24 protein-coding genes and 1 other RNA gene are annotated in these 24,272 nt (G+C 68.6%); 16 read left to right on the plus strand and 9 right to left on the minus strand.

Annotation, left to right across the window (positions count from 1 at the left end; translation table 11 throughout):
• Nucleotides 1-12: 12 nt before the first annotated feature.
• The 3 genes from ACYVLQ_RS01135 to ACYVLQ_RS01145 all read right to left on the minus strand — a co-directional run bounded on the left by ACYVLQ_RS01135 (nucleotide 13) and on the right by ACYVLQ_RS01145 (nucleotide 3,735).
• Nucleotides 13-858, minus strand: a complete 846-nt coding sequence (locus ACYVLQ_RS01135) for an alpha/beta fold hydrolase (RefSeq protein ID WP_460695448.1) — start codon at nucleotides 856-858, stop codon at nucleotides 13-15.
• Between the two features lie 222 nt (nucleotides 859-1,080).
• The gene (locus tag ACYVLQ_RS01140; RefSeq protein ID WP_460695449.1) at nucleotides 1,081-2,316 is read right to left on the minus strand and encodes an acyl-CoA dehydrogenase family protein; all 1,236 of its coding nucleotides are present in this window, start codon (nucleotides 2,314-2,316) and stop codon (nucleotides 1,081-1,083) included.
• 27 nt (nucleotides 2,317-2,343) lie between these two features.
• Nucleotides 2,344-3,735: an acyl-CoA dehydrogenase family protein gene (locus ACYVLQ_RS01145; protein WP_460695450.1), complete on the minus strand. Its 1,392-nt coding sequence runs from the start codon at nucleotides 3,733-3,735 to the stop codon at nucleotides 2,344-2,346.
• A 241-nt stretch (nucleotides 3,736-3,976) separates the two neighbouring features.
• Between ACYVLQ_RS01145 and ACYVLQ_RS01150 the strand changes: the two genes are divergently transcribed.
• Entirely contained in the window at nucleotides 3,977-4,567 is a 591-nt protein-coding gene (locus ACYVLQ_RS01150; protein ID WP_460695451.1) for a class I SAM-dependent methyltransferase, read from the plus strand.
• Nucleotides 4,568-4,704: 137 nt separating this feature from the next.
• Here the strand turns inward: ACYVLQ_RS01150 and hisN are convergent, their stop codons facing one another.
• The 3 genes from hisN to ACYVLQ_RS01165 all read right to left on the minus strand — a co-directional run bounded on the left by hisN (nucleotide 4,705) and on the right by ACYVLQ_RS01165 (nucleotide 7,101).
• Nucleotides 4,705-5,490: a histidinol-phosphatase gene (hisN, locus tag ACYVLQ_RS01155; RefSeq protein ID WP_460695452.1), complete on the minus strand. Its 786-nt coding sequence runs from the start codon at nucleotides 5,488-5,490 to the stop codon at nucleotides 4,705-4,707.
• Between the two features lie 66 nt (nucleotides 5,491-5,556).
• A complete protein-coding gene (locus tag ACYVLQ_RS01160) occupies nucleotides 5,557-6,438 on the minus strand; it encodes an SDR family oxidoreductase (protein WP_460695453.1) in 882 nt (293 codons plus the stop codon).
• A gap of 78 nt (nucleotides 6,439-6,516) precedes the next feature.
• A complete protein-coding gene (locus ACYVLQ_RS01165; protein WP_460695454.1) occupies nucleotides 6,517-7,101 on the minus strand; it encodes an NADPH-dependent FMN reductase in 585 nt (194 codons plus the stop codon).
• 254 nt (nucleotides 7,102-7,355) lie between these two features.
• On the opposite strand from ACYVLQ_RS01165, the gene ACYVLQ_RS01170 reads away from it, so the two are divergent.
• From ACYVLQ_RS01170 to ssrA, 15 genes are all read left to right on the plus strand, one after another.
• On the plus strand, nucleotides 7,356-8,213 hold the full coding sequence (locus tag ACYVLQ_RS01170; RefSeq protein WP_460695455.1) for a helix-turn-helix domain-containing protein: 858 nt from the start codon (nucleotides 7,356-7,358) through the stop codon (nucleotides 8,211-8,213).
• Between the two features lie 92 nt (nucleotides 8,214-8,305).
• Nucleotides 8,306-9,424 (plus strand): peptide chain release factor 2, encoded by a 1,119-nt coding sequence (gene prfB, locus ACYVLQ_RS01175; protein ID WP_460695456.1) that lies wholly within the window; start codon nucleotides 8,306-8,308, stop codon nucleotides 9,422-9,424.
• A 138-nt stretch (nucleotides 9,425-9,562) separates the two neighbouring features.
• A complete protein-coding gene (locus tag ACYVLQ_RS01180; RefSeq protein ID WP_460695457.1) occupies nucleotides 9,563-10,414 on the plus strand; it encodes a mechanosensitive ion channel family protein in 852 nt (283 codons plus the stop codon).
• A complete protein-coding gene (locus ACYVLQ_RS01185) occupies nucleotides 10,401-10,559 on the plus strand; it encodes a hypothetical protein (RefSeq protein ID WP_460695458.1) in 159 nt (52 codons plus the stop codon). Before ACYVLQ_RS01180 ends, ACYVLQ_RS01185 begins: the two co-directional genes overlap by 14 nt.
• Nucleotides 10,560-10,634: 75 nt before the next feature.
• Nucleotides 10,635-11,324 (plus strand): cell division ATP-binding protein FtsE, encoded by a 690-nt coding sequence (ftsE, locus tag ACYVLQ_RS01190; protein WP_068032095.1) that lies wholly within the window; start codon nucleotides 10,635-10,637, stop codon nucleotides 11,322-11,324.
• Nucleotides 11,324-12,229 (plus strand): permease-like cell division protein FtsX, encoded by a 906-nt coding sequence (ftsX, locus tag ACYVLQ_RS01195; protein WP_460695459.1) that lies wholly within the window; start codon nucleotides 11,324-11,326, stop codon nucleotides 12,227-12,229. The genes ftsE and ftsX overlap by 1 nt, the downstream gene beginning before the upstream one ends.
• A gap of 118 nt (nucleotides 12,230-12,347) precedes the next feature.
• A complete protein-coding gene (recQ, locus tag ACYVLQ_RS01200) occupies nucleotides 12,348-14,465 on the plus strand; it encodes a DNA helicase RecQ (protein ID WP_460695460.1) in 2,118 nt (705 codons plus the stop codon).
• A gap of 34 nt (nucleotides 14,466-14,499) precedes the next feature.
• Complete coding sequence (locus ACYVLQ_RS01205; RefSeq protein WP_460695461.1) at nucleotides 14,500-14,736, plus strand: hypothetical protein; 237 nt, start codon at nucleotides 14,500-14,502, stop codon at nucleotides 14,734-14,736.
• Nucleotides 14,733-15,041, plus strand: a complete 309-nt coding sequence (locus ACYVLQ_RS01210) for a hypothetical protein (protein WP_460695462.1) — start codon at nucleotides 14,733-14,735, stop codon at nucleotides 15,039-15,041. The genes ACYVLQ_RS01205 and ACYVLQ_RS01210 overlap by 4 nt, the downstream gene beginning before the upstream one ends.
• A 75-nt stretch (nucleotides 15,042-15,116) precedes the next feature.
• Nucleotides 15,117-15,368, plus strand: coding sequence for a hypothetical protein (locus tag ACYVLQ_RS01215; RefSeq protein ID WP_460695463.1), 252 nt, complete (start codon nucleotides 15,117-15,119; stop codon nucleotides 15,366-15,368).
• A gap of 79 nt (nucleotides 15,369-15,447) precedes the next feature.
• Nucleotides 15,448-15,684 (plus strand): hypothetical protein, encoded by a 237-nt coding sequence (locus ACYVLQ_RS01220; protein WP_460695464.1) that lies wholly within the window; start codon nucleotides 15,448-15,450, stop codon nucleotides 15,682-15,684.
• Between the two features lie 541 nt (nucleotides 15,685-16,225).
• Complete coding sequence (locus ACYVLQ_RS01225) at nucleotides 16,226-16,873, plus strand: slipin family protein (RefSeq protein ID WP_460695465.1); 648 nt, start codon at nucleotides 16,226-16,228, stop codon at nucleotides 16,871-16,873.
• Between the two features lie 342 nt (nucleotides 16,874-17,215).
• Nucleotides 17,216-17,689: an SsrA-binding protein SmpB gene (smpB, locus tag ACYVLQ_RS01230; RefSeq protein ID WP_460695466.1), complete on the plus strand. Its 474-nt coding sequence runs from the start codon at nucleotides 17,216-17,218 to the stop codon at nucleotides 17,687-17,689.
• A 25-nt stretch (nucleotides 17,690-17,714) separates the two neighbouring features.
• Nucleotides 17,715-18,578: an EamA family transporter gene (locus tag ACYVLQ_RS01235; protein ID WP_460695467.1), complete on the plus strand. Its 864-nt coding sequence runs from the start codon at nucleotides 17,715-17,717 to the stop codon at nucleotides 18,576-18,578.
• 132 nt (nucleotides 18,579-18,710) lie between these two features.
• Nucleotides 18,711-19,081: a transfer-messenger RNA gene (gene ssrA / locus ACYVLQ_RS01240) on the plus strand.
• A 210-nt stretch (nucleotides 19,082-19,291) separates the two neighbouring features.
• Here ssrA and ACYVLQ_RS01245 read toward each other — a convergent pair.
• Genes ACYVLQ_RS01245 through ACYVLQ_RS01255 form a run of 3 tightly spaced genes read right to left on the minus strand, consistent with a single transcriptional unit; the run spans nucleotide 19,292 to nucleotide 24,137 of the window.
• The gene (locus ACYVLQ_RS01245) at nucleotides 19,292-20,539 is read right to left on the minus strand and encodes an MFS transporter (RefSeq protein WP_460695468.1); all 1,248 of its coding nucleotides are present in this window, start codon (nucleotides 20,537-20,539) and stop codon (nucleotides 19,292-19,294) included.
• Nucleotides 20,536-22,302, minus strand: coding sequence for an ABC transporter ATP-binding protein (locus ACYVLQ_RS01250; RefSeq protein ID WP_460695469.1), 1,767 nt, complete (start codon nucleotides 22,300-22,302; stop codon nucleotides 20,536-20,538). Before ACYVLQ_RS01250 ends, ACYVLQ_RS01245 begins: the two co-directional genes overlap by 4 nt.
• Complete coding sequence (locus ACYVLQ_RS01255) at nucleotides 22,299-24,137, minus strand: ABC transporter ATP-binding protein (protein ID WP_460695470.1); 1,839 nt, start codon at nucleotides 24,135-24,137, stop codon at nucleotides 22,299-22,301. The genes ACYVLQ_RS01250 and ACYVLQ_RS01255 overlap by 4 nt, the downstream gene beginning before the upstream one ends.
• Between the last annotated feature and the right edge of the window lie 135 nt (nucleotides 24,138-24,272).

Consider the following 24,272-nt stretch of genomic DNA (forward strand, 5'->3'; position numbering starts at 1 on the left):
GGAGGGCCGGGCCTAGAAGAAATCCGGCATCGCCGGCGGCACATCGTCGAGAAACGCGTTCACCATCGGTACCAGCACCTCCGACTCGCCCGAGATGCTGATATGCGATGTCCCCGGCAGCACCACCAAGCGCGCGGCCGGAGACTCCTGCAGCATCCCCGACGCTGCCGCTTCCTCGTCGCCGCCACCGCGCAGTCTGAACATCGCCAGCGCGTGCTCCGGCTTCACGCTGTCCGCATCGCCGACGATGACCATCGTCTTCGCGGAGATCGAACGCATCCGATCGTCGCTGATGGTCTGGTCGTCGCCGTTCAAGACCTTCATCTTCTCGATGTAGGCGTCGAATGCCGTGGCCTCCGGCGTGTGCTCCAGGAACGCCTTCTCGACGGGCGAACCGGCGAATGCCGCGGCCGTGAGGTCCTTGATGCCCGCCAATACCGACGGGTACCAGCCGTCCCGGTGGTAGGTGGCGGACATGGAGACCAGCTTGCCGACGAGTGCCGGGTGGCGCAGCGCGAGTTGCAGCGCGACACCTCCGCCCTGCGAGTAACCCATCACGTCCGCGCGCTCGACCCGCAACGCGCGCAGCAACGCCGCCGCGTCGTCGGCGAATCGCTCGTAAGACATCGCGCGCGCGGTATCCGGGGTGCGGCCGTGCCCTTGCTGATCGAAGATGATCACCGGGCGGTGGCTCGCGAAGGCGGATATCCACGACGCCATCGAGTCGGTGGCCATGAACGCGCCGGGGATGAGCAGCAGCGGAGACGTCTTCGACTCGCCGAGTTCGCCATACACCTCGTGATAGAGACTCAGGCCGTTGATCGGCAGATGTCCATTGCTCGAATGCTGCTCGGTCACGGTTGCCTCCAGGGATCGGACGGATCGGTCTGGTGAGTAGACGAGCTATGGCCGCAGAAATCATCGGTCCCGCACGCCGCTACGACCACACCCCGGCGACCGGCTTGCCCGCCAGTCCTCGATATCGCCGGTGCCCGGCCGATTCCGATGGGACAGGAGACCGGCGCGGGCCGAGAGGCCCGCGCCGGTTCCGTTGCGCTGCTTGCTACTCCGAGTAGCCGCTCACTTCAGCTCGGCGCTGCTCAGGTCGAGCACCCGGCGGGCGACGATGAGCTGCTGGATCTGCTGGGTGCCCTCGAAGATATCCAGAATTTTGGCGTCGCGGGCCCACTTCTCCAGCAGGGTGCGCTGGGAGTAGCCGAGGCCACCGGCCAGTTCCACGGCCTTCAGGGTGACGTCGGTGCCCATGCGGCCCGCCTTGGCCTTGGACATCGACGCCTCGAGGGAGTTGGGCTTCTTGTTGTCGGCCATCCAGCCCGCGCGCAGCGAGAGCAGGTAGGCCGCCTCCCAATCCGCCTCCAGCCGAAGGAATTCCGCGGCGGCGGCGTGCTGGCTGTTGGCGGGCTTGTCGTAGTCGATCTCGACACCGGCCTCGGTGAGGATGGTGCGCAGCTCCTCGAGGGCGGCGCGGCCGACGCCGACGGCCATCGCGGCCACCAGCGGGCGGGTGTTGTCGAAGGTCTGCATGACCCCGGCAAAACCCTTCTCCACGTTGACTTCCGGGCTGCCGAGGATGTTGTCCTTCGGGATCCGGCAGTCCTCGAGGCGCAGCTCCGCGGTGTCGGAGGCCTTGATGCCCAGCTTGTGCTCGAGGCGAGCGACGGTGAGCCCCTTGGCATCCCGCGGCACCACGAACGACTTGATGGCCGCGCGGCCCTTGGTCTTGTCCACCGACGCCCACACCACGATGTGGGTGGCGCGCGAGCCCGCGGTCACGAAGATCTTGGTGCCGTTGAGCACCCACTCGTCACCGTCGAGCACCGCGGTGGTCGACACGGCCGCGGAGTCGGAGCCGAACGACGGCTCGGTGATCGCCATCGCGGCCCACACCTTGCCGAAGCGGTCCAGCTGCTCGTCGGTGGCGACCGCGGCGATGGCGGCGTTGCCCAGGCCCTGGTACGGGATCGACAGCATCAGGCCGACATCGCCCCAGGAGGTCTCGAGCGCGTTCATCAGCGCGGACATATTGCCGCCGTTGGTATTTCCGAGCAGTTCGGTGGCGTGCTCGTTGGCCTCCTCGCCCTCACCGGCCTTGCGGCCGCCGGTGGCGCCGGAGATGTCCTGGGCGCCCGAATCGGCCAGGCCCTCGACCATGGCGGCCATGGTGTCCAGCTCGACCGGGTACTCGTGTTCGCCGAGGTCGTACTTGCGCGAGATCGGGCGGAAGATCTCCTGCGCGACCTGGTGGGCCTGATTGGCGCTGGCCCGCAGCTTCTTCGGAAGTTCGAGATTGATCATGACAGTGGCTCCATCAAAAGTCGTGGGTCAGACCAGCACTACGCCCTCGGCGACGCCGATGGCCCGCAGATCGCGGTACCAGCGCTCGACCGGGTGCTCCTTGGTGAAGCCGTGGCCGCCGAGCAGCTGCACGCCGTCCAGGCCGATCTGCATTCCCTTGTCCGTGGCCAGCTTCCGGGCCAGCGCCGCCTCGCGGGCGAAGGACAGCCCCTGCTCCGCGCGTGACGCACCCCGCAGAGTCACGAGCCGCATGCCGTCCAGTTCGATCGCGATATTGGCGACCATGAACGCCACGGCCTGGCGATGGGCGATCGGCTCGCCGAACGCCTCGCGCTCCTTCACATAGGGAGTCACGTAGTCCAGCACGGCCTGTCCGGTGCCGACGGCCAGCGAGGCCCAGCCCAGCCGGGCCAGCCGCACCGCGTCGGCGTACTCCTCGGCGCGCTGCGCGGCGTCACCGTCGCCCAGTACGGCATCGGTGGAGACCGCGACATTGTCCAGCAGCAACCGGCCCAGACCGGCGGCGCGCAGGCCCATGCTCGGATCGGCCTCGACCACCACGCCCGGGGTGTCGGACTCGACCACGAACAGCGCCGGGCGGCCGTCGAGCTCGGCGGCCACGATGAACAGCTCGGCATCGCCCGCGGCCGGGACCAGGCTCTTCACGCCGTTGAGGCGGTAGCCGCTGGGGGAGCGGGTGGCCTTGGTCCGCAGCGCGAACGGATCGAACAGCGGGCGCGGCTCGCTGATCACCACGGATGCCTGCGGCACGTTCTCACCCGTGAACGCGCCCAGGTAGGTCTTCTGCTGCGCGTCGGTGCCCCACTGCGACAGCGCGACCGCGACACCGGAGGGCGCCAGGATCGGCAGCGCCAGGCCCATATCGCCGTGCGCGAGCGCCTCCGCGACCATCGAGTTGGTGACCGCGCCGCGCTCGGCGGCCGCGCCCTCGAGCTCCTCGGGCACGTTGATCAGCGTGATGCCCAGCTCGGCGGCGCGCTCGAGCAGGTCCCGCGGCGCCTTGGCGGCGTTGTCGGCCTCGTAGGCGGCCGGGCGCAGGATCTCCGCGGCGAACTCGCGCACCGTCTCGACGATCATCTGCTGCTCGTCGCTCGGGGTGAGGTCGAAGTAGTCCTTCTTGCGGGACTCGTTGGCGGGCAGGCGCTTCGGCTGACCGCCGCCCGCAACCTTGCCGAACACGCGAGTGGCGGCGCCCAGGGTGCGGAAGCCGGTCTTGGTGCCCTCGTAGGTGATGCGGTTGATGGGCTCGCGCAGCTTGTACTTCTCCGCCAGCTCGGAACCGGTGAGGGTCGTCATGACCCGCATGGCCGCGCCCATCCAGTCACGCTTCTGCGGATTCAGGCCCACGGCGGAATCCGGACGTCGCTTCGTTGCGGAGTCTCGAGTGCTCATAATCACCAGTCTTCTCGGAGTGGGGGTGGGTGATCGGGTTCCCAGCATCTTACTTGCGAGTAAGTCTATCTTACTCCAGAGTAAGAAACGAGTCGAGCGGCAGTTTGCACCGCGCGATCTGCGCCACAGCAACCGGGGCGCGACGTGCGGGCCGGACGCGGCCGAGGGCCGTGGGCTACTCGTGTTTCCGGCTGTATCGCCGCGCGCGATCCGGGCGCAACAGTCGTGGCGCCGATACCGTCGAGGTATGGGCCAGTTCCATTTCGATCCCGATACCTACCCGGCGTTGATGGCGGCGGAGGTGCCCGCTTACGAGCGCCTGCAGGGAGCGGTCCGCGACGCGACCATCGGCGTCGGCCGGGTCGGCCGGATCCTCGACCTGGGGACCGGCACCGGGGTCACGGCGAACGGCGTGCTGCAGGTGCATCGCGGGGCGACGCTGGTGGGTGTCGACGAGAGCGCGGCGATGCTCGCGCACGCCCGCGCCGCGTTGCCGCTGGGTACGGAACTGCACGCCGCCCGCCTGCAGGACCCGCTGCCCGGCGGATCCTTCGATCTCGTCGTCTCGGCGCTGGCGGTGCATCATCTCGACGGTCCCGGCAAGGCCGACCTGTTCGGGCGGGTGGCTCGGTCCCTGGCACCCGGCGGGCGATTCGTGCTGGGGGACCTGGTGGTTCCCGACGATCCGGCCGATACGGTCACCCCGATCGACGGCGACTACGACACCCCCAGCAGCGCCGCGGATCAGGTGCGATGGCTGTCGGAGTCCGGATTCGCGGTGGAAATCGTCTGGGAGGACCGGGATCTCGCGGTGCTCGTAGGCGATCTGGCAGGCTGAGCGCGCTGAGGCGATGCGACGAGTGTCGTGGGTACGAGTGGTCAAGGCCGATCCCGACCCGGAGCGAGTCGCCGAGCTGGTCGAGGAGCTGTGCACGCACATCGCCACGGACAGTTCGGCCGGATGACGATTGCTCGTCAGTGGCGCAGCCTGGCGAGCACCTCGTCGTGCAGCGCGCCGTTGGTGGCGACCGCGCTGCCGCCGTGCGGGCCCGCGCTGCCGTCGAGCGCGGTGAACCTGCCGCCCGCCTCGCGGACGAGCACGTCGAGCGGGGCCAGATCCCACAGGGAGACCTCGGGTTCGGTGGTGATGTCGACCGCGCCCTCGGCGAGTAGGCAGTAGCCGAAGAAGTCGCCGTAGCCGCGGGTGCGCCACACCTCGTCGGTGAGCCCGAGGAGTTGATCGCGCAGACCCAGGTCGCGCCAGCCGGAAAGACTGGAGATCGCGAGGCTGGCCGAACCCAGCTCGCGCACGGCGGAGACGGCGATCGACCGAGCCGGCCCCGACTCGAACCGGGTCCACGCCCCCGAACCCGTCGCGGCCCACCAGCGCCGGGCCAGCGCGGGGGCGCTCACCACGCCCACCACCGGCACACCGTCCCTCAGTAGTGCGATCAGCGACGCCCACACGGGCACCCCGCGCACGAAATTCTTGGTGCCGTCGATCGGGTCGAGCACCCACTGCCTGCCGCTGAATGCGGCGTCGCCGCCGAACTCCTCGCCCAGCACGGCATCGGCGGGGCGCTCGCGCTCCAGCTCCGCACGCAGCGCCTTCTCCACCGCCAGATCCGCATCCGACACCGGTGTCAGGTCGGGCTTGCTGTCGACCCGCAGGTCCAACGCCCCGAACCGGTCGCGGGTGATCGCATCGGCCGCATCGGCCAGACGCAGGGCGAGTTCCAGATCAGCGGTGTGGTCGGTCACGCCGGCACACGTTAGCGGGTCGCTGTGGCGGCCGCCGCGTACGGTCTTGTGTCCGAGCAGGCCGGACTACGGGGAGATCTCCCAGGGGGCGGGCCAATCCTTCCCGCGGAAGGCCGCGTCGATGCCGCCGTCGCAGAAGATCACCGAGCCGACGAAGAATCCCGCCTGCTCCGACAGCAAGAAGGCTGCCAGGTCGGCGATCTCCTCCGGTCGGCCCGCGCGGCCGATGGGGACCGCGCCCAGGAACCCCTTCATCGCCTCGCCGATCAGCGCGTCCTGCTGACCCTCCTGCGTCATGGGGGTGTCGATGAGACCGGGGGCGATGGCGTTGAGCCGGATACCGTCGGCGATGTACTCCCCGGACTTGGTCCGCGCGTACCAGGCCAGGGCCGCCTTGGTGGCGGGATACGCCTGGATCGCGGCCAGATCCCCGAACGACTCCGCGATCTCGCGGGCGCGCTTCTCCTCCCCAGCCAGGCAGGCCTCCGCCAGCTCGACGGGCCAACCCGGTTGGGTCGTCGTGGAATTCGATGAGACCAGCACGACCGATGCCGCGCCGGATTCACGCAGCGGCCGCCGCAGGCCCTCGAGCAGCGTGATCGCGCCGAAGTAGTTGACCGACACCAGCAGTCCGCCGGGGCGGCCCGTCGCGGCGGCGACCCCGGCGAACGGCAGGAACCCGTCGAGTCGCCCCTCGCAGCGCCGGGTGATCTCGGCGATCGCGTACTCGCGACCCGCCGCCGTGCCCAGATCCGCGGTGATGTCGGCGTCGCGCAGATCCACGCCGATCACCCGGTGCCCGGCCTTCGCGAGATGTGCGGCCACCGCCGCACCGATACCCGATGCGCTGCCCGTCACGGCGACGGTCTTCCCGACCGGCGCGGTGGCCGGGTTGTTTCGCGGCTCGGTCATTCCGGCCTCCTCGTCGACGGCGAACTGCCATCCCATCACCCGACGCTAGGACTCGGCGACATCGTGTCCGCTGAATGGGAAGTGTCAAGCCGTCGAGATACTACTCGGCTGGGCTCAGGCAGCCACCCGCGCCGAGGCCAATGCGCCTGCCCACCAGTGCAATTGGTCCAGCATGTCCCGGGCCGCGCCCTCCGGGCCGGTCGGCTCCAGCAGGTTGCCCTCGGCGTCGAACAACTCGTAGTAGCGCGGGAACGACACGTAGTCGCGGATCGCGTGGGCGTTGAGTTCGCCGAAGATCTGGCGCAGGTGCGCGATGGCGTTCAGGCCGCCGCTCGCCCCGCTGTAGCCGACGAATCCGATGGTCTTGCGGTCCCACTCGGTGAAGTGCCAGTCGATGGCCGTCTTCAGCTCCGCCGGGTAGCTGGCATTGATATCGGGGGTGACGATCACCATCGCGTCGGCCCGCCCGAGACGTTCGGTGAGGTCGGTCATGCCGTCCGGACGCGCCGGATTCGGTTCGATCCGCGGCGGGAGCGCCGGAAGCTGGTGCGGCAGTTCCATTTCCGCGAGATCGATCACGTCGATCTCGAAGGCGCCGTGCCGCCGGGCTCGGTCGGCGAACCAGTTCGCCACCACGGGGCCGAAGCGTCCGTTGCGGACGCTGGCGATGATCACGGCGAGGCGCAGGGTGTCGGACATTGCGGATCTCCTTCTGAGCTGTCTTGCCTGTCGTCCATGACTGTGCCGAGCGCCGCGTCGGTCAGGGAGCCCGCTGCGAGGGTGGTAGTAGCAGGGGCACCCTCGGGGTGATCGCCGCTGCTAGGTTCGAAGGCGCGGGGGAACAGACTTGGGCCGGTCGGCGTAGGTACGAAGTGACGGCCGGCCGCGTACGGCAGGCGTGGGCGCGGAGCGGAAGTGCTCGGCACAGGGCGAGATAAAGGGGCAGCGCAGCTGTGAGTGACAACGAACTGGGCCTCTTCCTGCGCACTCGGCGCGAGGCAGTCACGCCCGCGGAGGTCGGCCTGCCCGCTGGTCCGCGCCGCCGCACCCCGGGCCTGCGACGCGCCGAGCTGGCCACGCTGGCCGGGGTCAGCGTCGAATACCTGATCCGCCTGGAACAGGGCCGCGACCGGCACCCGTCGTCGGAGGTCCTGTCCGCGCTGGCCACCGCGCTGCGCATGACGCCCAATCAGCGCGTGCACCTGTACAGCCTGGTCAAGGCGGCCTACCCGGGTTTTCACTGCCTCGGCGGCGCCACCCCGAACCGGGAGGTGCGCCCGGCGGTGCGATCCGTCCTCGCCCGCCTCGAACCGACGCCTGCGGCCGTACTCAACCGGCTCGGCGAGGTGATCGCCTGCACGGACGGATACCACCGCCTGATGGGACCGACCGGTCAGCTCGACGGCGGTCTGCCCGCCAACTTCCCTCGCTACCTGTTCACCGACCCGCGCGCCCGCACCGCCTACCCGGACTGGGACCGCAGGGCCGACCTCGCGGTGGCGACGCTCAAACAGGGGCCGTTCCGGTCGGACCGCATGGTCTCCACCCTTGTCGACGAACTGTCCCTGCTCGTCGGCGAGGAATTCACCCGGCGCCTGGAGAACATCCCCGGCCTGCCCGACACCAGCGGCATCGTCCGCATGGAGCATCCGGAGGCCGGGGCGCTGCGCCTGGCCTACGAGCGGCTGGACCTGTCGGCCGACGACGACCAGTACATACAGATCTATCTGGCCGCCGACAACGCCACGGCCGCGGCCCTGGACACGCTCGACGGCCGCCGCCCGGGCAGTCTGCGGGCGGTCTCGGGCTGAGCACCCTCGCGATCCCGCATCGCCCCTTCCCACCTGCCGGGTGACCTCGGCATATTTCGTGCCGCAGCCCGGGACCGGTAGATTGAATCCTCGTGCAACCTGACGTTTCCGCTGATCTGGCCGAGCTCGACACCACGCTGAAGACCGTCGAGTCGGTGCTCGATGTCGACGAGCTGCGCCGCCGGATCGACGAACTCGAACAGCAGGCCGCCGACCCGGACCTGTGGAACGACCAGGAGCACGCGCAGCGGGTCACCAGCGAGCTGTCGCACTCCCAGGGCGAGTTGCGCCGCGTCACCGAGCTGCGCCAGCGCCTGGAGGATCTGCCGGTGCTGTACGAGCTCGCGGAGGGCGAGGAGGGCGAGGCCCGCACGGCCGCGCTGGCCGAGGCCGATTCCGAACGCGCGTCGCTGCACACCGACGTGGAGGCGATGGAGGTGCGCACGCTGCTGTCGGGCGAGTACGACAAGCGCGAGGCGCTGGTCAACATCCGCTCGGGCGCGGGCGGGGTGGACGCCGCGGACTGGGCGCAGATGCTGATGCGGATGTACGTCCGCTGGGCCGAGCGGCACAGGTACCCGGTGGAGCTCTACGACACCTCCTACGCCGAGGAAGCCGGTATCAAGAGCGCCACCTTCGCGGTCAAGGTGCCCTACGCCTACGGCACGCTGTCGGTGGAGATGGGCACGCATCGGCTGGTGCGCATCAGCCCGTTCGACAACCAGGGCCGCCGCCAGACGTCGTTCGCCGAGGTCGAGGTGCTGCCGGTGGTCGAGACCACCGACCACATCGACGTCCCGGAGGGCGATATCCGCGTCGACGTGTACCGCTCGTCGGGCCCGGGCGGTCAGAGCGTCAACACCACCGACTCCGCGGTGCGCATCACCCACGTCCCGACCGGCATCGTCGTCACCTGCCAGAACGAGAAATCGCAGCTGCAGAACAAGATCTCGGCGATGCGCGTGCTGCAGGCCAAGCTGCTCGAGCGCAAGCGGCTCGAGGAGCGCGCCGAGATGGACGCGCTCAAGACCACCGAGGGCGCGTCCTGGGGCAACCAGATGCGCTCGTACGTCCTGCACCCCTATCAGATGGTGAAGGACCTGCGCACCAACTACGAGGTGAACAACCCGAACGCCGTGCTCGACGGCGATATCGACGGGTTCATCGAGGAAGGAATCCGCTGGCGGATGCGCCAGGGTGCCGAGCAGTAATCTCGCGGGCGCGATCGCGCTATCACGGCGCAATCACGACGTTTCCGGTGCCGGGAGCTGTAGTAGCCTGACTGGCGTGTATTTCGGTGGCAGGGCGATTCACGGCGGTTTCCGGTGTGCACCGGAAAGGATGTGCCCATGACCACGAATCTCGCCGCGGGTAGCGACGTCACGACGTTCCTGCGTGGTAGCGGCCTGGAGATCGTGCTGCTGATTGTCGGCGTGATGCTGTTCAGCCGATTCGCGACGTTCGTCCGGGATCGGATCACCCGGCGCATCGACGCGAGCTTCCAGAGCAGCGACTCGCTGGTGCGATCCGAGGCGGCCAAGCACCGGCACGCCCTGGCACAGGTCGTCACCTGGGTGGTGCTGTCCATCGTCTACTTCCTGGTGGCCCTGCAGGTGTTGAGCCGCTTGGGATTCGAGCTCAGCGGCCTGGTCGCGCCCGCCGCGGTGCTCGGCGCCGCGCTGGGTTTCGGCGCGCAGCGCATCGTGCAGGACCTGCTGGCGGGTTTCTTTCTCATCACCGAGAAGCAGTACGGCTTCGGCGATGTGGTGAGCATCGCGATCACGGGTCAGACCGTGCCCGCCGAAGGTACCGTCGAGGACGTCACGTTGCGGATCACCACCCTGCGCAACGTGGACGGCGAGGTCATCTCGGTGCCCAACGGCCAGATCGTGAAAGTCACCAACCTGTCGAAGGATTGGGCCCGCGCCGCGATCGATGTGCCGGTACCGGCCACCGCCGACATCACCAAGGTCAACGAGATCCTGCACGACGTCGGCGCCAAGGCCTTCCAGGATCGTCGGCTGAAAACGCTGCTGCTGGACGAGCCGACGGTGATGGGCCTCGAGGACCTCACGGTCGATCAGATGAACATCAGAATGGTTGCCAGAACTTTGCCAGGTAAGCAATTCGAAGTCGGGCGCGAACTGCGGGTGCGGGTGGCCGCGGCGTTGCGCCGGGAGGGCATGAGTGAAACCGCGTAAGTCGACGGCGATCCTGATCAGCGTCTGGGTCGCGACGTTTGTCCTGTATGTGTTCGTCAAGCCGACTACTCCTGAGCACTCCGGCTTCACCCCGATCGCGAATACCATTCCGAAATCGATGATTACGACGCCGCCGGACAAGTGACGTGAATGTGACACGAAGCATTTTCACGGCACGGCTGGGGGAATGCCCGTTCTTCGCTGGCTACACTGGGCGCTCGTGATCACCCTCCGGAATGTGACCAAGTCCTTTCCGACCTCGACCCGTCCGGCGCTGGACAATGTCTCGGTCGAGATCGGCAAGGGCGAGTTCGTCTTCATCATCGGACCGTCCGGTTCGGGCAAGTCGACGTTCATGCAGTTACTGCTCAAGGACGAGAAGCCGACCTCCGGGGAGGTCGTCGTCGCGGACTTCCGGGTGGACCGGCTGCCCGGCCGCAAGGTGCCCAAGCTGCGCCAGCGCATCGGCTGCGTGTTCCAGGACTTCCGGTTGCTGCAGCAGAAGACGGTGGAGCAGAACGTGGCGTTCGCGCTCGAGGTGATCGGCAAGAACCGCAAGTTCATCCAGCGCGCGGTCCCGGAGGCGCTGGATCTGGTGGGCCTGTCGGGCAAGGCCGACCGGCTGCCCAGCGAGCTGTCCGGCGGCGAGCAGCAGCGGGTCGCGATCGCGCGGGCGTTCGTGAACCGGCCGCTGGTGCTGCTGGCCGACGAGCCCACCGGCAACCTCGACCCGGAGACCAGTCAGGACATCATGACGCTGCTGGAACGCATCAACCGCGTCGGCACCACGGTGCTGATGGCGACCCACGACAACCACATCGTCGACGCCATGCGGCGGCGTGTGGTCGAGCTGGATCGGGGGCGGCTGGTGCGCGACGAGGCGACCGGCGTCTACGGGGTGGGCCGGTAATGCGCGCGAGCTTCCTGTTCGGCGAGGTCTTCAACGGCCTGCGCCGCAATGTCACCATGACCATCGCCATGATCCTCACGACTGCGGTGTCGCTGACGATGCTCGGCGGCGGCCTGCTGGCGGTCCGGATGGCCGACAAGACCGAGCAGTACTTCCTGGATCGGCTGGAGGTGCGGCTGTACCTGACCGACGACGTCTCCGCGTCGGACCAGGACTGTTCCAAGGACCCCTGCAAGACCCTCATGGCGGATCTGAAGAACACCTCGGGTGTGGTGTCGGTGCAGTTCCTCAATCGGGAGGACGCCATCCGCGAGGCCAAGGAGAAGACCTTCAAGGATCAGCCGGAGCTGGCGGCGTATGTCAGCGAGTCGCCGCTGCCGGCGTCGCTGCGGGTGAAAATGACCGACGCCGGGGACTATCCGCGCATCTTCTCCGAGTTTCAGGGGCGCGAGGGCGTCGGCTTCGTGCGCAACGACAAGGACATCGTGGACCGGCTGGTGAGCCTGTTCGACGGCCTGCGCAACGCGGCGTTCGGGCTGGCGGTGCTGCAGGCGCTCGCGGCGCTGCTGCTGATCGCGAACATGGTGCAGATCGCGGCGTTCACCCGGCGCACCGAGGTCGGCATCATGCGCCTGGTGGGCGCGACCCGCTGGTACACTCAGCTGCCGTTCCTGCTGGAGGCGGTGGTGGGCGCGCTGGCCGGTTCGGTGCTCGCCGTCATCGGCCTGCTGATCTCCCGCTCGCTGGTCATCGACCGCGCCCTCGGCGACCTGTTCGCCTCCAAGGTGTTCCCGCGCATCACCGGCGACGACGTCGCCATGGTCGCCATGACCGTCGTCCCGGTGGGTATCCTCTTCGCGGCCCTCACCGCCTACGGCACCCTCCGCTACTACGTGCGCGAGTAAGGCCTCCCGCACCCCTCGCCCGTTCACGCACCCGCTCCAGCAGTTGTAGGGGGTGCGTGAGCGAAGGCGGGGTGCGGGAATCGCACAGGGGGTCGCGGTGTCGGCGGAGATCCGTAGGATGGCCAGCGTGAGTAGCCCGGAGACGCTCGAGACGGTGGCCGATCAACTCGGCGCGGATGCGAATTCCGATGCGGCGCATGAGGTTTTACGTCGCGTCTTCGGGTACGACAGTTTCCGCGGGCTACAGCGCGATATCGTCGCGCAGGTGGTCGGCGGCGGCGACGCGCTGGTGCTGATGCCTACCGGCGGCGGCAAGTCGCTGTGCTATCAGATCCCGGCGCTGGTGCGGCCCGGAGTGGGCGTGGTGATCTCGCCGCTGATCGCGCTCATGCAGGATCAGGTCGACGCGTTGCGCGCGCTCGGGGTGCGCGCGGGGTTCCTCAACTCGACCCAGTTCCCCGACGAGCGGCGCAGGGTCGAGGCGGATTTCGTGGCGGGAGAGCTGGACCTGCTGTATCTGGCACCCGAGCGGCTCCGCATCGATTCCACGCTGCAACTGCTGGACCGGGCCAAGGTGTCGGTATTCGCCATCGATGAGGCGCACTGCGTCTCGCAGTGGGGCCACGATTTCCGGCCCGACTATCTGGCGCTGTCGATCCTGCACGAGCGCTGGCCGGATGTGCCGCGCATCGCGCTGACCGCGACGGCCACCGAGGCCACCCGCAAGGAGATCGCCGAACGCCTGGACCTCACTGGCGCACGGCAATTCGTCGCGGGGTTCGACCGGCCCAATATCCAATACCGGATCGAGCCCAAGAACCGCCCGGACCAGCAGCTGCTCAGCTTCATCAGCACCGAGCACCCGGGCGAGGCGGGCATCGTCTACTGCCTGTCGCGCAATTCGGTGGAGAAGACCGCGGAGTTCCTGACCCGCAACGGCATCGAGGCGCTGCCGTACCACGCGGGCCTCGACGCGCGCACCCGCGCCACCAATCAGTCGCGGTTCCTGCGCGAGGACGGCCTGGTGGTCGTCGCCACCATCGCCTTCGGCATGGGCATCGACAAGCCCGATGTGCGGTTCGTCGCCCACCTCGACCTGCCCAAATCGGTGGAGGGCTACTACCAGGAGACCGGCCGCGCCGGGCGTGACGGACTGCCGTCCACCGCGTGGATGGTCTACGGCCTCAACGACGTGGTGCAGCAGCGCAAGCTGATCGACAATTCCGAGGGCGACGCCGCGCATCGGCGCCAGCTGCAGTTGCACCTGGATGCCATGCTCGCGCTGTGTGAGACGGTGCAGTGCCGCCGCACCCAGCTGCTGGCGTACTTCGGGCAGCGGGGGGAGCGCTGTGGCAACTGCGACACCTGCCTGAATCCGCCGGAGTCCTGGGATGGCACCGTTGCCGCGCAGAAGGCGCTCTCGGCCGTGCTGCGGCTGAAACGCGAGCGCGGCCAGAGCTTCGGCGCGGGGCATATCGCCGATATCCTGGTCGGCAAGTCCAACCCGAAGGTGTTGCAGCACAACCACAACGAGCTCAAGGTGTTCGGCGTCGGCAACGACCTGCGCGATACCGAATGGCGCGGGGTCATCCGCCAGCTACTGGCTCAGGGTTTGCTCGCCGTGCACGGTGAGTACGGCGTGCTCACCCTCACCGAGGCCAGTAGCGAAGTGCTCTTCTCCGGCCGCCAAGTGATGCTGCGCCGCGAGCCGGAACGGGTGAAACCGGCGAAGGCCCCGCGCGCCAAGGCCTCTCGCCTCGCCGCCGCCGACCTCGCACCCGCCGCCGCCGACCTGTTCGAGCGCCTGCGGGCCTGGCGGGCCTCGGTCGCGAAGGAGCAGGGCGTCCCCGCCTATGTCGTCTTCCATGACGCCACCCTGCGCGAGATCGCCGCCCGCAAGCCCGCGACACTCGCCGAGTTGGGCGGTATCAGCGGCATCGGTGAGAACAAGCGCGCCAAGTACGGAGAGGGCGTGTTGGAGGTCGTCGCGGGGGATCCGGGCGGGCCGAGCGCGGCGGACGGCGACGGCGTCAGGGGCGACGGGCCGGTGCGTGACCGCCGCACGCCCGCGCAAGACGGTCGCGGGTCCGGGCAAGACCGTCGCGGGTCCGGGCGGGCGGCCGTTTCCTCGGCATCGAGGGCCGCGGCTTCGGCTGCTCCGGAAGAACCGGATTTCACCACCTACGAACCTCCCCCCGATTGGGATTTCGAGCCGCCGCCTGACGAAAGGTACTGACTACCAGCGCAGTTCGCCGGTAGGATTGCGAGTCATGACCAAGAAGCTGTCGATCACGATGCCCGACGCCACTGCCGAGGCGGCGCGCACCGCGGCGGCTGCGGCGGGCAAGCCGCTGTCCACGTGGATCGCCGATGTCGTGGATCGTGCCGCATGGCGCGCGGCCTGCGAACACGACACCGCGGTGATCCGGCGGCACGGCCTGCTCGGCGACGAATGGGCGAAGCGGCAGGCCCTGATCGTCGCCGCCCCCCGCGGCGGGCCCGCGTGACCGCAGACCGTGGCGAGATCATTCTCAGCCAGGAGTCACTGATTCCGGGCGGCATCATGTACCTGGTCGTCTCCGGTCAGGACTACAACGCCGACCAGCCCGATCGTCGGCTCGTGGTGGAGGTCGTCGGTCCGCAGTTCCCGGCCGCGGGCGCCTACCTGTACGACCTGGGCACGGTCGGCGCGGCCGTGCTGGCGGCCCCGACGACGCTCCCGGCCGACTGGCTGGAGGGCGAGCCGATCGCGACCGTCGACGAGGCCACCATGGCGGATATCGCGGAGCGCCTCGCCCGGCATTTCCGATAGCCACGCGGTGGCACCACCGAACGGAACCGTTCGGTTCGCGTTTATCCCGGGCCTCGATCTGGGTAATGGTCCGGTATGGCGCTCGGTGACGATGATGTGATCAGCGGGAACGGTGTTCCCGCGAGTCAAGGCGCCTTCGCGCCGTCGGAGAACACGGTCGAGATCCTGTCGCCGCAGCTCGCTGCGAACGGAGCCGAGCCGCCCGTACCGCGCCGCCGGATGCGCTTGCGGCGGCAGCCGGGCGGACTGCCGCGGGTCTCGACGATGGTGCTGATGTCGGTGTGGGTGGCGGCGCTGGTCGTCTACCTCCAGGTGCGGCCGGGATGAGCGGGAGATCCCCATGACACGGGTGCCGGAACGGCACGAATCGGTCGCACGACGCCGACCGGCCGGATAGCGTGCCGCCATGACCGAGAATCCAGGCGGCGGCGAGCGCTCGGAACAGTCCTCCGATTCCGGTGCCGCCGGAGCCGACGCCGCAGGGGCGCAGCCGGGCCGCGGCGGTGTCGCCGAGGGATCGGTAGAGGCCGGTTGGTTACGCCCCCACGCCCGCCGGGCCCTGGGCCGCCCCCGAGTCTCCACAATCCTGCTCCTACTTCTCTGGATCTCTCTCCTGATCCTCTACATCCAGATACGCCCCTAGCCTCCGGCTCAACCCCGAGGTTGAGCCTGGCTTCCTCGGCCGGGGTCGAGTGGTTCTGCCTCCTTGCCCGAGGTCGAGTGGCCTAGCTTTCTTACTCAAGTGGAGCGGCCCAGCTTTCTTACTTCGAGTGGAGCGGCCCAGCTTTCTCTTACTCAGGTGGAGCGGCCCAGCTTTCTTATTTCCCGTCGTCGCGGCCCTCTAGGGCCGCGACGACGGGATCCCCACACAGAGAACCGCAGCGGTAATTCCCTCGCGGACCGGCCCGCGAATCTCTACCGTTGATCTCGGCCGCAAGTCAAGGGGCGCACCGGAATCTCCGGACCGCGTTCCCCGCGTCGGGTTGCGGCACGCCATTCAGGTTGGCGCGGACTACAAGTCTGCCGGGGTTCGATTCCCCTCCCAGTGGTGCGACCTGCCCGGTCGCATGCGGTGCCGTGGCTCTGCGGGCTCCCCGTCCGACGACGGGGGAGACCCCCGCCGCGCTGCCGTGACCGGGCAGGCCGCATTCGCGCCGACGATCGACCGGGGGAAGGAGTTCACGATGCACACGACCGTGATGGAATGGCAGCGCACGCTGCTGTACCGCGACGGCACCCTCGACAGGGTGCTCGAGCCGGGCCGCCACCGCTACGACCAGCGCCGGTGCACGCTGGTCCCGGTCGATATGCGACCGCGTCAGCTGCAGGTCACCGGTCAGGAACTCCTCACCCGCGATGGCCTGTCGCTGCGGGCCAGCTTCGCCGTGCGCTGGGTGATCATCGATCCGGTCGCCTACACCACGGGCGCCCAGTACCCGGAGTCGGTGCTGTACGCCGCCGTGCAGGAGGCCGCCCGAGACAAGGTCGCCGCGCACACCCTCGACGAGCTGATCGCCGACCGCGCTCTGCTCGCGGGCGCCGAGGAGGTGGCCGCCGCGGTCGCGGAGATCGGCATCGAGGTCTCGAACCTGCGTGCCCGCGACCTGATGCTGCCTGGCGAACTGCGCCGTGCGGCCCTGGAGACGGTGCTGGCCAAGGAACGTGGCCGCGCCGACCTGGAACGGGCCCGCGCCGAGGCGGCCGCCCTGCGCTCGCTGGCCAACACCGCCCGCCTGCTCGACGACCACCCGGCCCTGCTGCGCCTGCGCACCCTGCAGGTAGCGGCCACCCCGGGCACCCAGATCGTCCTGGATCCCCGCGATCGGGCCTGAGCCATGCCCGGCGGCACCACCCGTGCCGCCGGGCGTTCGCGGGTGTCGGCATCGAGACTCCACGCAGCAGATCCTGGACCGCAGCATGAACCGCACCCTGTTGCCGACGCCGAACCGGCGTCGAGCGTGCCGACCGTTGTCCGCGATGATCATCGTGGCCGTCGCGGCGCCGTGCTGCGGCGCGAGCGGCCGGATCTGCCCCGGCGGTTCACCGTGCCGTTCTCGCCGGTTGCTACCCATCGTGGCCGCCGCCACTCGCGCCTGTGCGAGAGCGCTTGGTCAGCGAGCCCCCCGGCTATCCAGGGAATATCCGCTTGCCCGCGGCTATTACTGTTGATCGTTATGAAGGAGCAGGGGCGCAAGGTGATCGCCACGAACCGCAAGGCGCGGCACAACTACTCGATCGTGGAGACCTACGAGGCCGGGGTCGCGCTGGTCGGTACCGAGGTCAAGAGCCTGCGCGAGAGCAAGGCGTCGCTGGTCGACGCCTTCGCCACCATCGACGACGGCGAAGTCTGGCTGCGCGGGCTGCACATCCCCGAATACGGGCACGGCAGCTGGACCAACCACGCGCCGCGACGTAGCCGCAAACTGCTGCTGCACCGCCGCGAGATCGACAAGCTCGTCGGCAAGACGAAGGAGAGCTCGCTGACCCTGGTGCCGCTGTCGATGTACTTCGCCGACGGCAAGGTGAAGGTGGAACTGGCGCTGGCCAAGGGCAAGCAGGACTACGACAAGCGCCAGGACCTGGCACGGCGCACCGCGGAGCGGGAGGTGACGCGCGAGTTGGGCAGGCGGATCAAGGGCATGCGATGACGCGCGGGTCGGCCGGAGACGCCGATTGACGTCGATACTGCTGGCGCTGCTCGCCGCCCTCGGCTACGGGGTCAGCGACTTCGTCGGCGGGGTCGCCTCGCGCCGGGTGGCGGCGCTGCGCATCGTCATCGTGTCCTATCCGCTGTCGGTGCTGCTGGTGCTGGGATTGGCGCCCTTCGTCGGCGGGGACGTCGATACGGTGTCGATCGCGTGGGGCGCCGCCTCCGGGGTCGCCGCCGGATTGGCCGTGTGGTGGTTCTACGCCGCGCTCGCGCAGGGGCCGATGGCGGTGGTGTCGCCGGTGACGGCGGTGCTGGTGGCCGGGATTCCGGTGCTGGTCGGGGTGGTCGGCGGGGAACATCCGACGCCGCCCGCGCTGGTCGGCATCGGCTGTGCGCTGGTGGCGGTCGTGCTGGTCAGCCGGGAGTCCCCGGACAAGGTGACCGAGGAGATCACCGGCGGCCGCGAGTTGCGATTCGGCCGTCACGTCGCGCTGCTGACCGTCGGCTCGGGCGTGGCGTTCGGGCTGACGTTCACCTTCCTGCACGAGACCGGTTCGGCGGGCGGGGTGTGGCCGCTGGTGGCCTCGCGGCTCGCGGCGACGTTCGTCGTATGGACGGCGGCGCTGGTCACGGGCCAGTTCCGGGCGCCGCGCGGCGAGCCGCTGCGGCTGGCCTGCTACGTCAGCGTGCTGGATGTGATCGCCAATATCGCCATGTTGTACGCCTTTCACGGCTCGCTGCTGTCGCTGGTGAGCGTGATCGGCTCGCTGTATCCGGCGGCGACGGTACTGCTGGCGATGGTGCTGCTGGGCGAGCGGGTGGGTCCGCTGCAGCAGATCGGGATGGCGCTGGCGCTGGGCTCGGTGGCTTTGATCGCCGTAGCGTGAATACCGGTGTGCCGGAATGGGTGTCGACTGTGGCGGCGCGCTGGTGCGGGTGGGGTTGGAATGAACGGATGGGGGAGGGTGTTATCATGAACAGCCCGGCCACCAGCCGGGAGTATCTGGATCGATGAGTACGGGGCTGAACGGTTTCGACTGCGTACGTCGATTCAGGGGAAGCGTGTCGGTGCAGGCAGGAGACCACCGTAAGCGTCGCTGTAACCAAATAAGCGCCGAGTCTAATCAGCGCGACTACGCTCTCGCTGCCTAAGCAGTAGAGCGTGTCTGTCAGCCCGGGTTCGCCCTCGACCCGGTCCCTGGCATCAGCTAGAGGGCTGCACCGTCCGCCTCGGTCGCGGAGTCGGACGGGACAACAAACAGCGACTGGGATCGTCATCTCGGCTTGTTCGCGTGACCGGGAGATCCGAGCAGAGGCACAGCGAACTGCACACGGAGAAGCCCTGAAGAAGCGGCGGAGGACCCGGGTTCGATTCCCGGCAGCTCCACTGAGGCCCCTCACTTGAAATGCAGGTGAGGGGCCTTTTTCATGCCACGCCTCCGGCTCGATTGCCCTCCGTGCCCACATTTTGCCCACACCACGCGCCAGCGGCTCGCAGTCTGGCGCTCAACCGATCGATCTATGACGATGCGTTCCGGATCATGCACAGCATGGCGCTGCACGGCGAGGCGGCACACCGCCCGCCCGCCGTGCGTCGCATTCAGCTCCTTTCCGGAACCGGCTCGCCATGGCGGTGGATCCAGGCGGGTCCGACTGTCGCGCCGATGACCGCCATCACCAGCGCGAGCCCGATGAGCCAAGGGAACCCCACCGCCGCCGCGAGGCCGAGCCCGGCGGAATTGACCACGGTAACGAAGACACCCTCGATCGACATGGGCACGCTGAAATCGGTGGCCGCCGACGCCGGCCGGGCGAGATCCATGCAGACCGTGGCTATCCAGGTGATCTTGGCGGTGTAGACGATGGTCACACCCATGATCGCCATCGTCGTCGGTACCAGCGGCGCGGCACCCGCGGCCAGCGGGAACGACGCGGCGACCGCGATCGCGCCGACGACGGCGATCACCAGCGCCGTCCGCCGCTTGCCGTAGCGGGCGATGGCGGCACCGGTGAACAGCGCGGCGGCGATCTGGACCGCCGTCGCCAGCGACTGGATGATCGCGATCCGGTCCACCGTCCAGCCGGCAGCCAGCAGCATGGCCGCTCGTGGCGCGCTGGCCAGCCAATCGCTGACGGCGAAAACAGGGATCACCAGCAGCGCCCAGATGGCCCGCCTCGGATGCCGGAAGTATCCGGGCAACTCGCGCCAGGGTGTGCCCGCTCGCTCGGTCGGATCGGCCGGGGGCTCGGTGAACCGGGCCAGTACGGCGAACGGGATCAGGAATACCGCGGCTAGGCAGAGCACGGTGGCGGTCCACCCGGCGAACGTGTACAGCAGCAGGGCGGCGCTGGAACCGATGAGCATCGAACCGCTGGCCGCGGCCATGCTGATGCCGTTGCCGAAGCCGCGTTCCGCGGGTTGCAGCAGCCGGACCACCAGCCCGTTGAGCGCGGTGTCGTGGAACAGCGTGAGTATCAGGACCAGCGACATCAACACCAGGAACGCGGAGAGGTTCGTGACCGGGTCGAGCATGGACAGCGCCATCAGTGTGAGGATCAGCCCGGTCTGGGTGAGCAGCAGCCAGCTGCGGTAGTGCCCGAACCTCCGTGAACCGAACCGGTCGACCACCGGCGCGACGAGGAACCGTCCGAAGTAGATCGCGCCGAGCAGATTGATCGGCGCGACCGTGCCGAGCCCGACGCCCCGGTCGAGCAGGATGGTGGTCACGGTGAGAAAGAAGAAGGTGAAGCTGATGTTGGCTACCAGCCACAGCGAGCCAACCACGAACAGCCGTCGCCGCGTCGCGCCCCGTGTCCGATGGGTTTCCGCGAACCCCGTCGCGGTCACCGCCGACGCACCGCCGACCGCTCGTCGGCGGTGAGCTGCCACATGCGGGCGTTCTCGTACTGCTGATAAAGCCGCGCGAAGGAGCCACCGGTGTGTAGCAGGTCCGCCGGTGCGCCTACTTCCACTACGTGTCCGGCGTCGAGAGTCACGACCTGGTCGGCGGCGGCGAGCGTGGGAGGCCGATGGGCGATCACGATCACCGTCCGGCCGGGGTCACTGGACAACGCTCCGATGGCCTGGCTGATGGCGGTTTCGTTCTCCGGGTCGATGGCCGAGGTCGGCTCGTCGATGAGCACGAGCCTCGCCTGTTTGAGGAACGCACGGGCGATGGACACACGCTGGCGTTCCCCGCCGGAGAGCTGGGCACCGCCTTCACCGACCCGGGTCCGCCAGCCGTCGGGGAGTCGGTCGATCACCTCGTCGAGACGGGCGTCGCGGGCGGCCGCCTCGAGCTCGGCGTGACTGGCGTCCGGGCGGGCGATGCGGACGTTCTCCTCAATGGTGGTGTCGAAGAGGTAGACGTCCTGGAAGACGATCGCGATGTCCTCGAGCAGCACCCGGTGGTCGTAGTCGCGGACATCGACACCCCCGACGCGCACGGTCCCGGCATCGGTGTCGAAGAGGCGCGCGACTAGCCGGGTGACCGTGGTCTTGCCGGAGCCGGACGGCCCGACCAACGCGGTGGTAGACCCCGGCGGGCAGTGGAACGACACCTTGGAGAGGGCAGGTTCGTCACCGTGGTCGTAGGCGTAGGTGACGTCGGAGAGCTCGATGCCGGTGTGTTCGACCCGGTGTATCGGATCCGCGCTGTGGGGCAGCCTTGGCGTGTGCAGTATGTCGTCGACCTCGTCGACCAGGTAGTCCATCGCCCCGAGCCCCGACGCGAGACTGATCATCGTGCCGAGGGGTTCGAGGAAGCGGATAGCGAGCACCAGCAGCGCGACGGCGTCGGCAACCGCGAGCGTGCCGTCGAGCAGGAACTGCACGCCGAGCACCAGGACGGCGAGGTATCCGGCCAGCACCACACCGTGGTAGATCAGCTCCGGGCCGAGCATGCGCTCGAGCGCCCGCTGGTACTGCCACCGGTGGTCGTCGAGTGCGTCGCGCATGCGGACCGTGCCGGTGGTGGCGTGCCCGGCGGCACGCAGGACGGGTTGAGCCTGGCCGAATTCGGTGGCTCGTCCGGCAACCTCCTTGCCCGCGATTTCCATGTCCACCGACACCGCGGCGACGATCCGCTTGGACCTGCGCATGGCCAGCAGGGCGAGCGGGAACGTCGCCAGCAACAGCAGAGCCAGGCGCCAGTCGACGGCGAAGGTGACCCCTGCGACGGTGGCGGGTACGACCAGGCAGGTGATCGCCGGGGCTCCCACCGTCACGGTCAGCTGAGCGAGATGCCCGGCGACGGTGGTCACGGTGTGCACGAAGCGGGCCTTGCGGTCGGCGGTGAACCAGCCCAGCGGCAGCGTGGTCACCATCCGCATCAGGTGCCTGCGCAACTGGATCGCCAGTTCCATCGTGGCGTCGAACCCGATCGGCGTGCTGATCATGGTCAACCCCAGGTAGACGAGCAGCCCGATGCCGCCGGTGATCAGCCAGGGCATGGCTGCCGCGTAGTCGGGCTCGGGGCCCAGCAGAGCCCGCAGGATGGGTAGCAGGGCTCCGAGCAGAAGCCCCTGCACCACCGCAAGAAAGGCGGTCAGCAGCCAGATCCGGACCAGTGGACGCGGGTGCGGCCACAGCCGGTATACGTTGCGGATCATGCGTGGTTCCCGTTCTGTTGTGCTCGCCACATTCGCGCGTACAGACCGCTGTGGGCGATAAGTTCTCGATGGGTGCCGGATTCGGCGAGCCTGCCGTCTTCGAGGACGAGGATCCGGTCGGCGGAGACGATGGTGTGCAGGCGGTGGGCGATCATGATGACGGTCTTGCCTGTGACGAGTTCAGCCAGCGCCGCCTGGACGGCCGCTTCGTTGTCCGGGTCGAGTGCCGCGGTCGCTTCGTCCAGTACGACGATGGGTGCCTCGGACAGGATCGCGCGGGCGATGGTCAGCCGTTGGCGTTCGCCGCCGGAGAAGCCGCCCTTGCCGGTTTCCAGCACGGTCTCGTAGCCGTCCGGCAGGTGTTCGATCACTTCGTGCAGTTGCGCGGCTTCGGCGGCCTGCCGGACCTGCTCGTCGGTGGCCTCCGGCCTGCCGATGCGGATGTTCTCCGTGACGGAGTCGCGCAACAACATGACGTCCTGGAACACCAGCGACATCGACGACAGCAACCGCTCCGAGGCCAGGTCACGGACGTCTGCCCCGCCGATCCGGATCGAACCGCCCGTGACGTCGTAGAACCGCGGCAGCAGTGCTGCCAGCGTGGACTTCCCGGCGCCGGACGGCCCGACGAGAGCGGTGACGGTGCCGGGTTCGCAGATCGCGCTGACGTCGGTCACCGCGTCGTGCACCCCGTCGTAGGAGAACGACACCCGGTCGAACTCGATGCGGTGTCCGTCCGGCTCCCGCGGTTCCCGGGGCTCCGGCAAGGGTGTGCGAGCCAGCAGTCGTTCGAGGTCGCCCGCCGCCGTTCGCGCCATCCGCAAGCCGTGGGCGCCGTGAAAGAGCGGGCCGATCGAACTCGGCAGCCCGACCCCGACTACCAGGAAGGGCAACAGATCGGGCATGGTGAGCCAGCCGGCGCCGGTGAAACCCAGTCCGACGGCCATGACGACGCCCAGGATCGTCACTTCCGCACCCAGTACGTGGCTCATCGCACCGGTCATCCGGTTCTGGGCGAGGAAGGAGCCGTACGCGCGGGTGTGCTCGTCCATCGCCTGGTCGAACCGGTCCAGTACGCGCTTTTCTGTGCCGCCGAACGTCTTCACCACGGTGATGCCGTCGACATACTCCTGACCGGCGGTGCCGATCCGTCGCTCGGCGGTGATCAGCCTGCCCATGAGGACAGGAGAAGAGCGCATCCCGATCCGGTAGCTGAGCAGGCCGAGGAAGGGGACCGCGACGACGACGATCGCCATCCGCCATTCCACCGCGACCAGGTAGGCGATCGCCGCCGCCAATCCCGTGAGCGCACCTACGAGGCCTCCCAAGGCGTGGGCGAACAGTTCGTGCATCGCGCTGAGGTCGTCGGTCATCGCCTTGCGCACTTGGCCGGAACCGGCCGAGCGGAACCAGCCCATCGGCAGGACACCGAGCCGTCGCACGATTTGCATCCGGAGGTGGTGCAGCATCTCCGCGTCGGCGTTGTGCCCGATATGCGTGGCCAGCGCGAGCAGGACCAGGCGAAGCAAAGCGCCCACCGCTCCGGCGCCCGTCCAGAACCAGACCGTGCCCGCGGCCTGGCTTACATCCCCGGCGGAGAGCACGGCCCTGGCGATCTCGGCGACAGCCGCGAACGGGAGGAACCCGGCGATCGCGGCCAGCGCGGAGAGCGTCGCGCTGAGGATCAGGTGACCTCGGATGGGCCGAAGCATCCGCGCCGCGGCCCCGATCCGGATCAGGCTGGGGGCATCGGGCCCGTCGTCGGCCTCAGCGGGCTCGACAGGTCCTGGTTGTGCGCGGGAGGGGCGCGGCGGAGGGGTTTCCGTGGCTGTCATCGGCATGCAGCGATCCTCATATCTCGTGTTCAGGTTAGCCTTGCCTAAACCTTGATCCATGAAGTCGACTTGATGTCAAACACGGGGATGAGTGCTGCGGCTCACAGTAAATTGCAGTTTCTGAAAAATTGCAGT

The organism is Nocardia thraciensis, assembly GCF_054782435.1.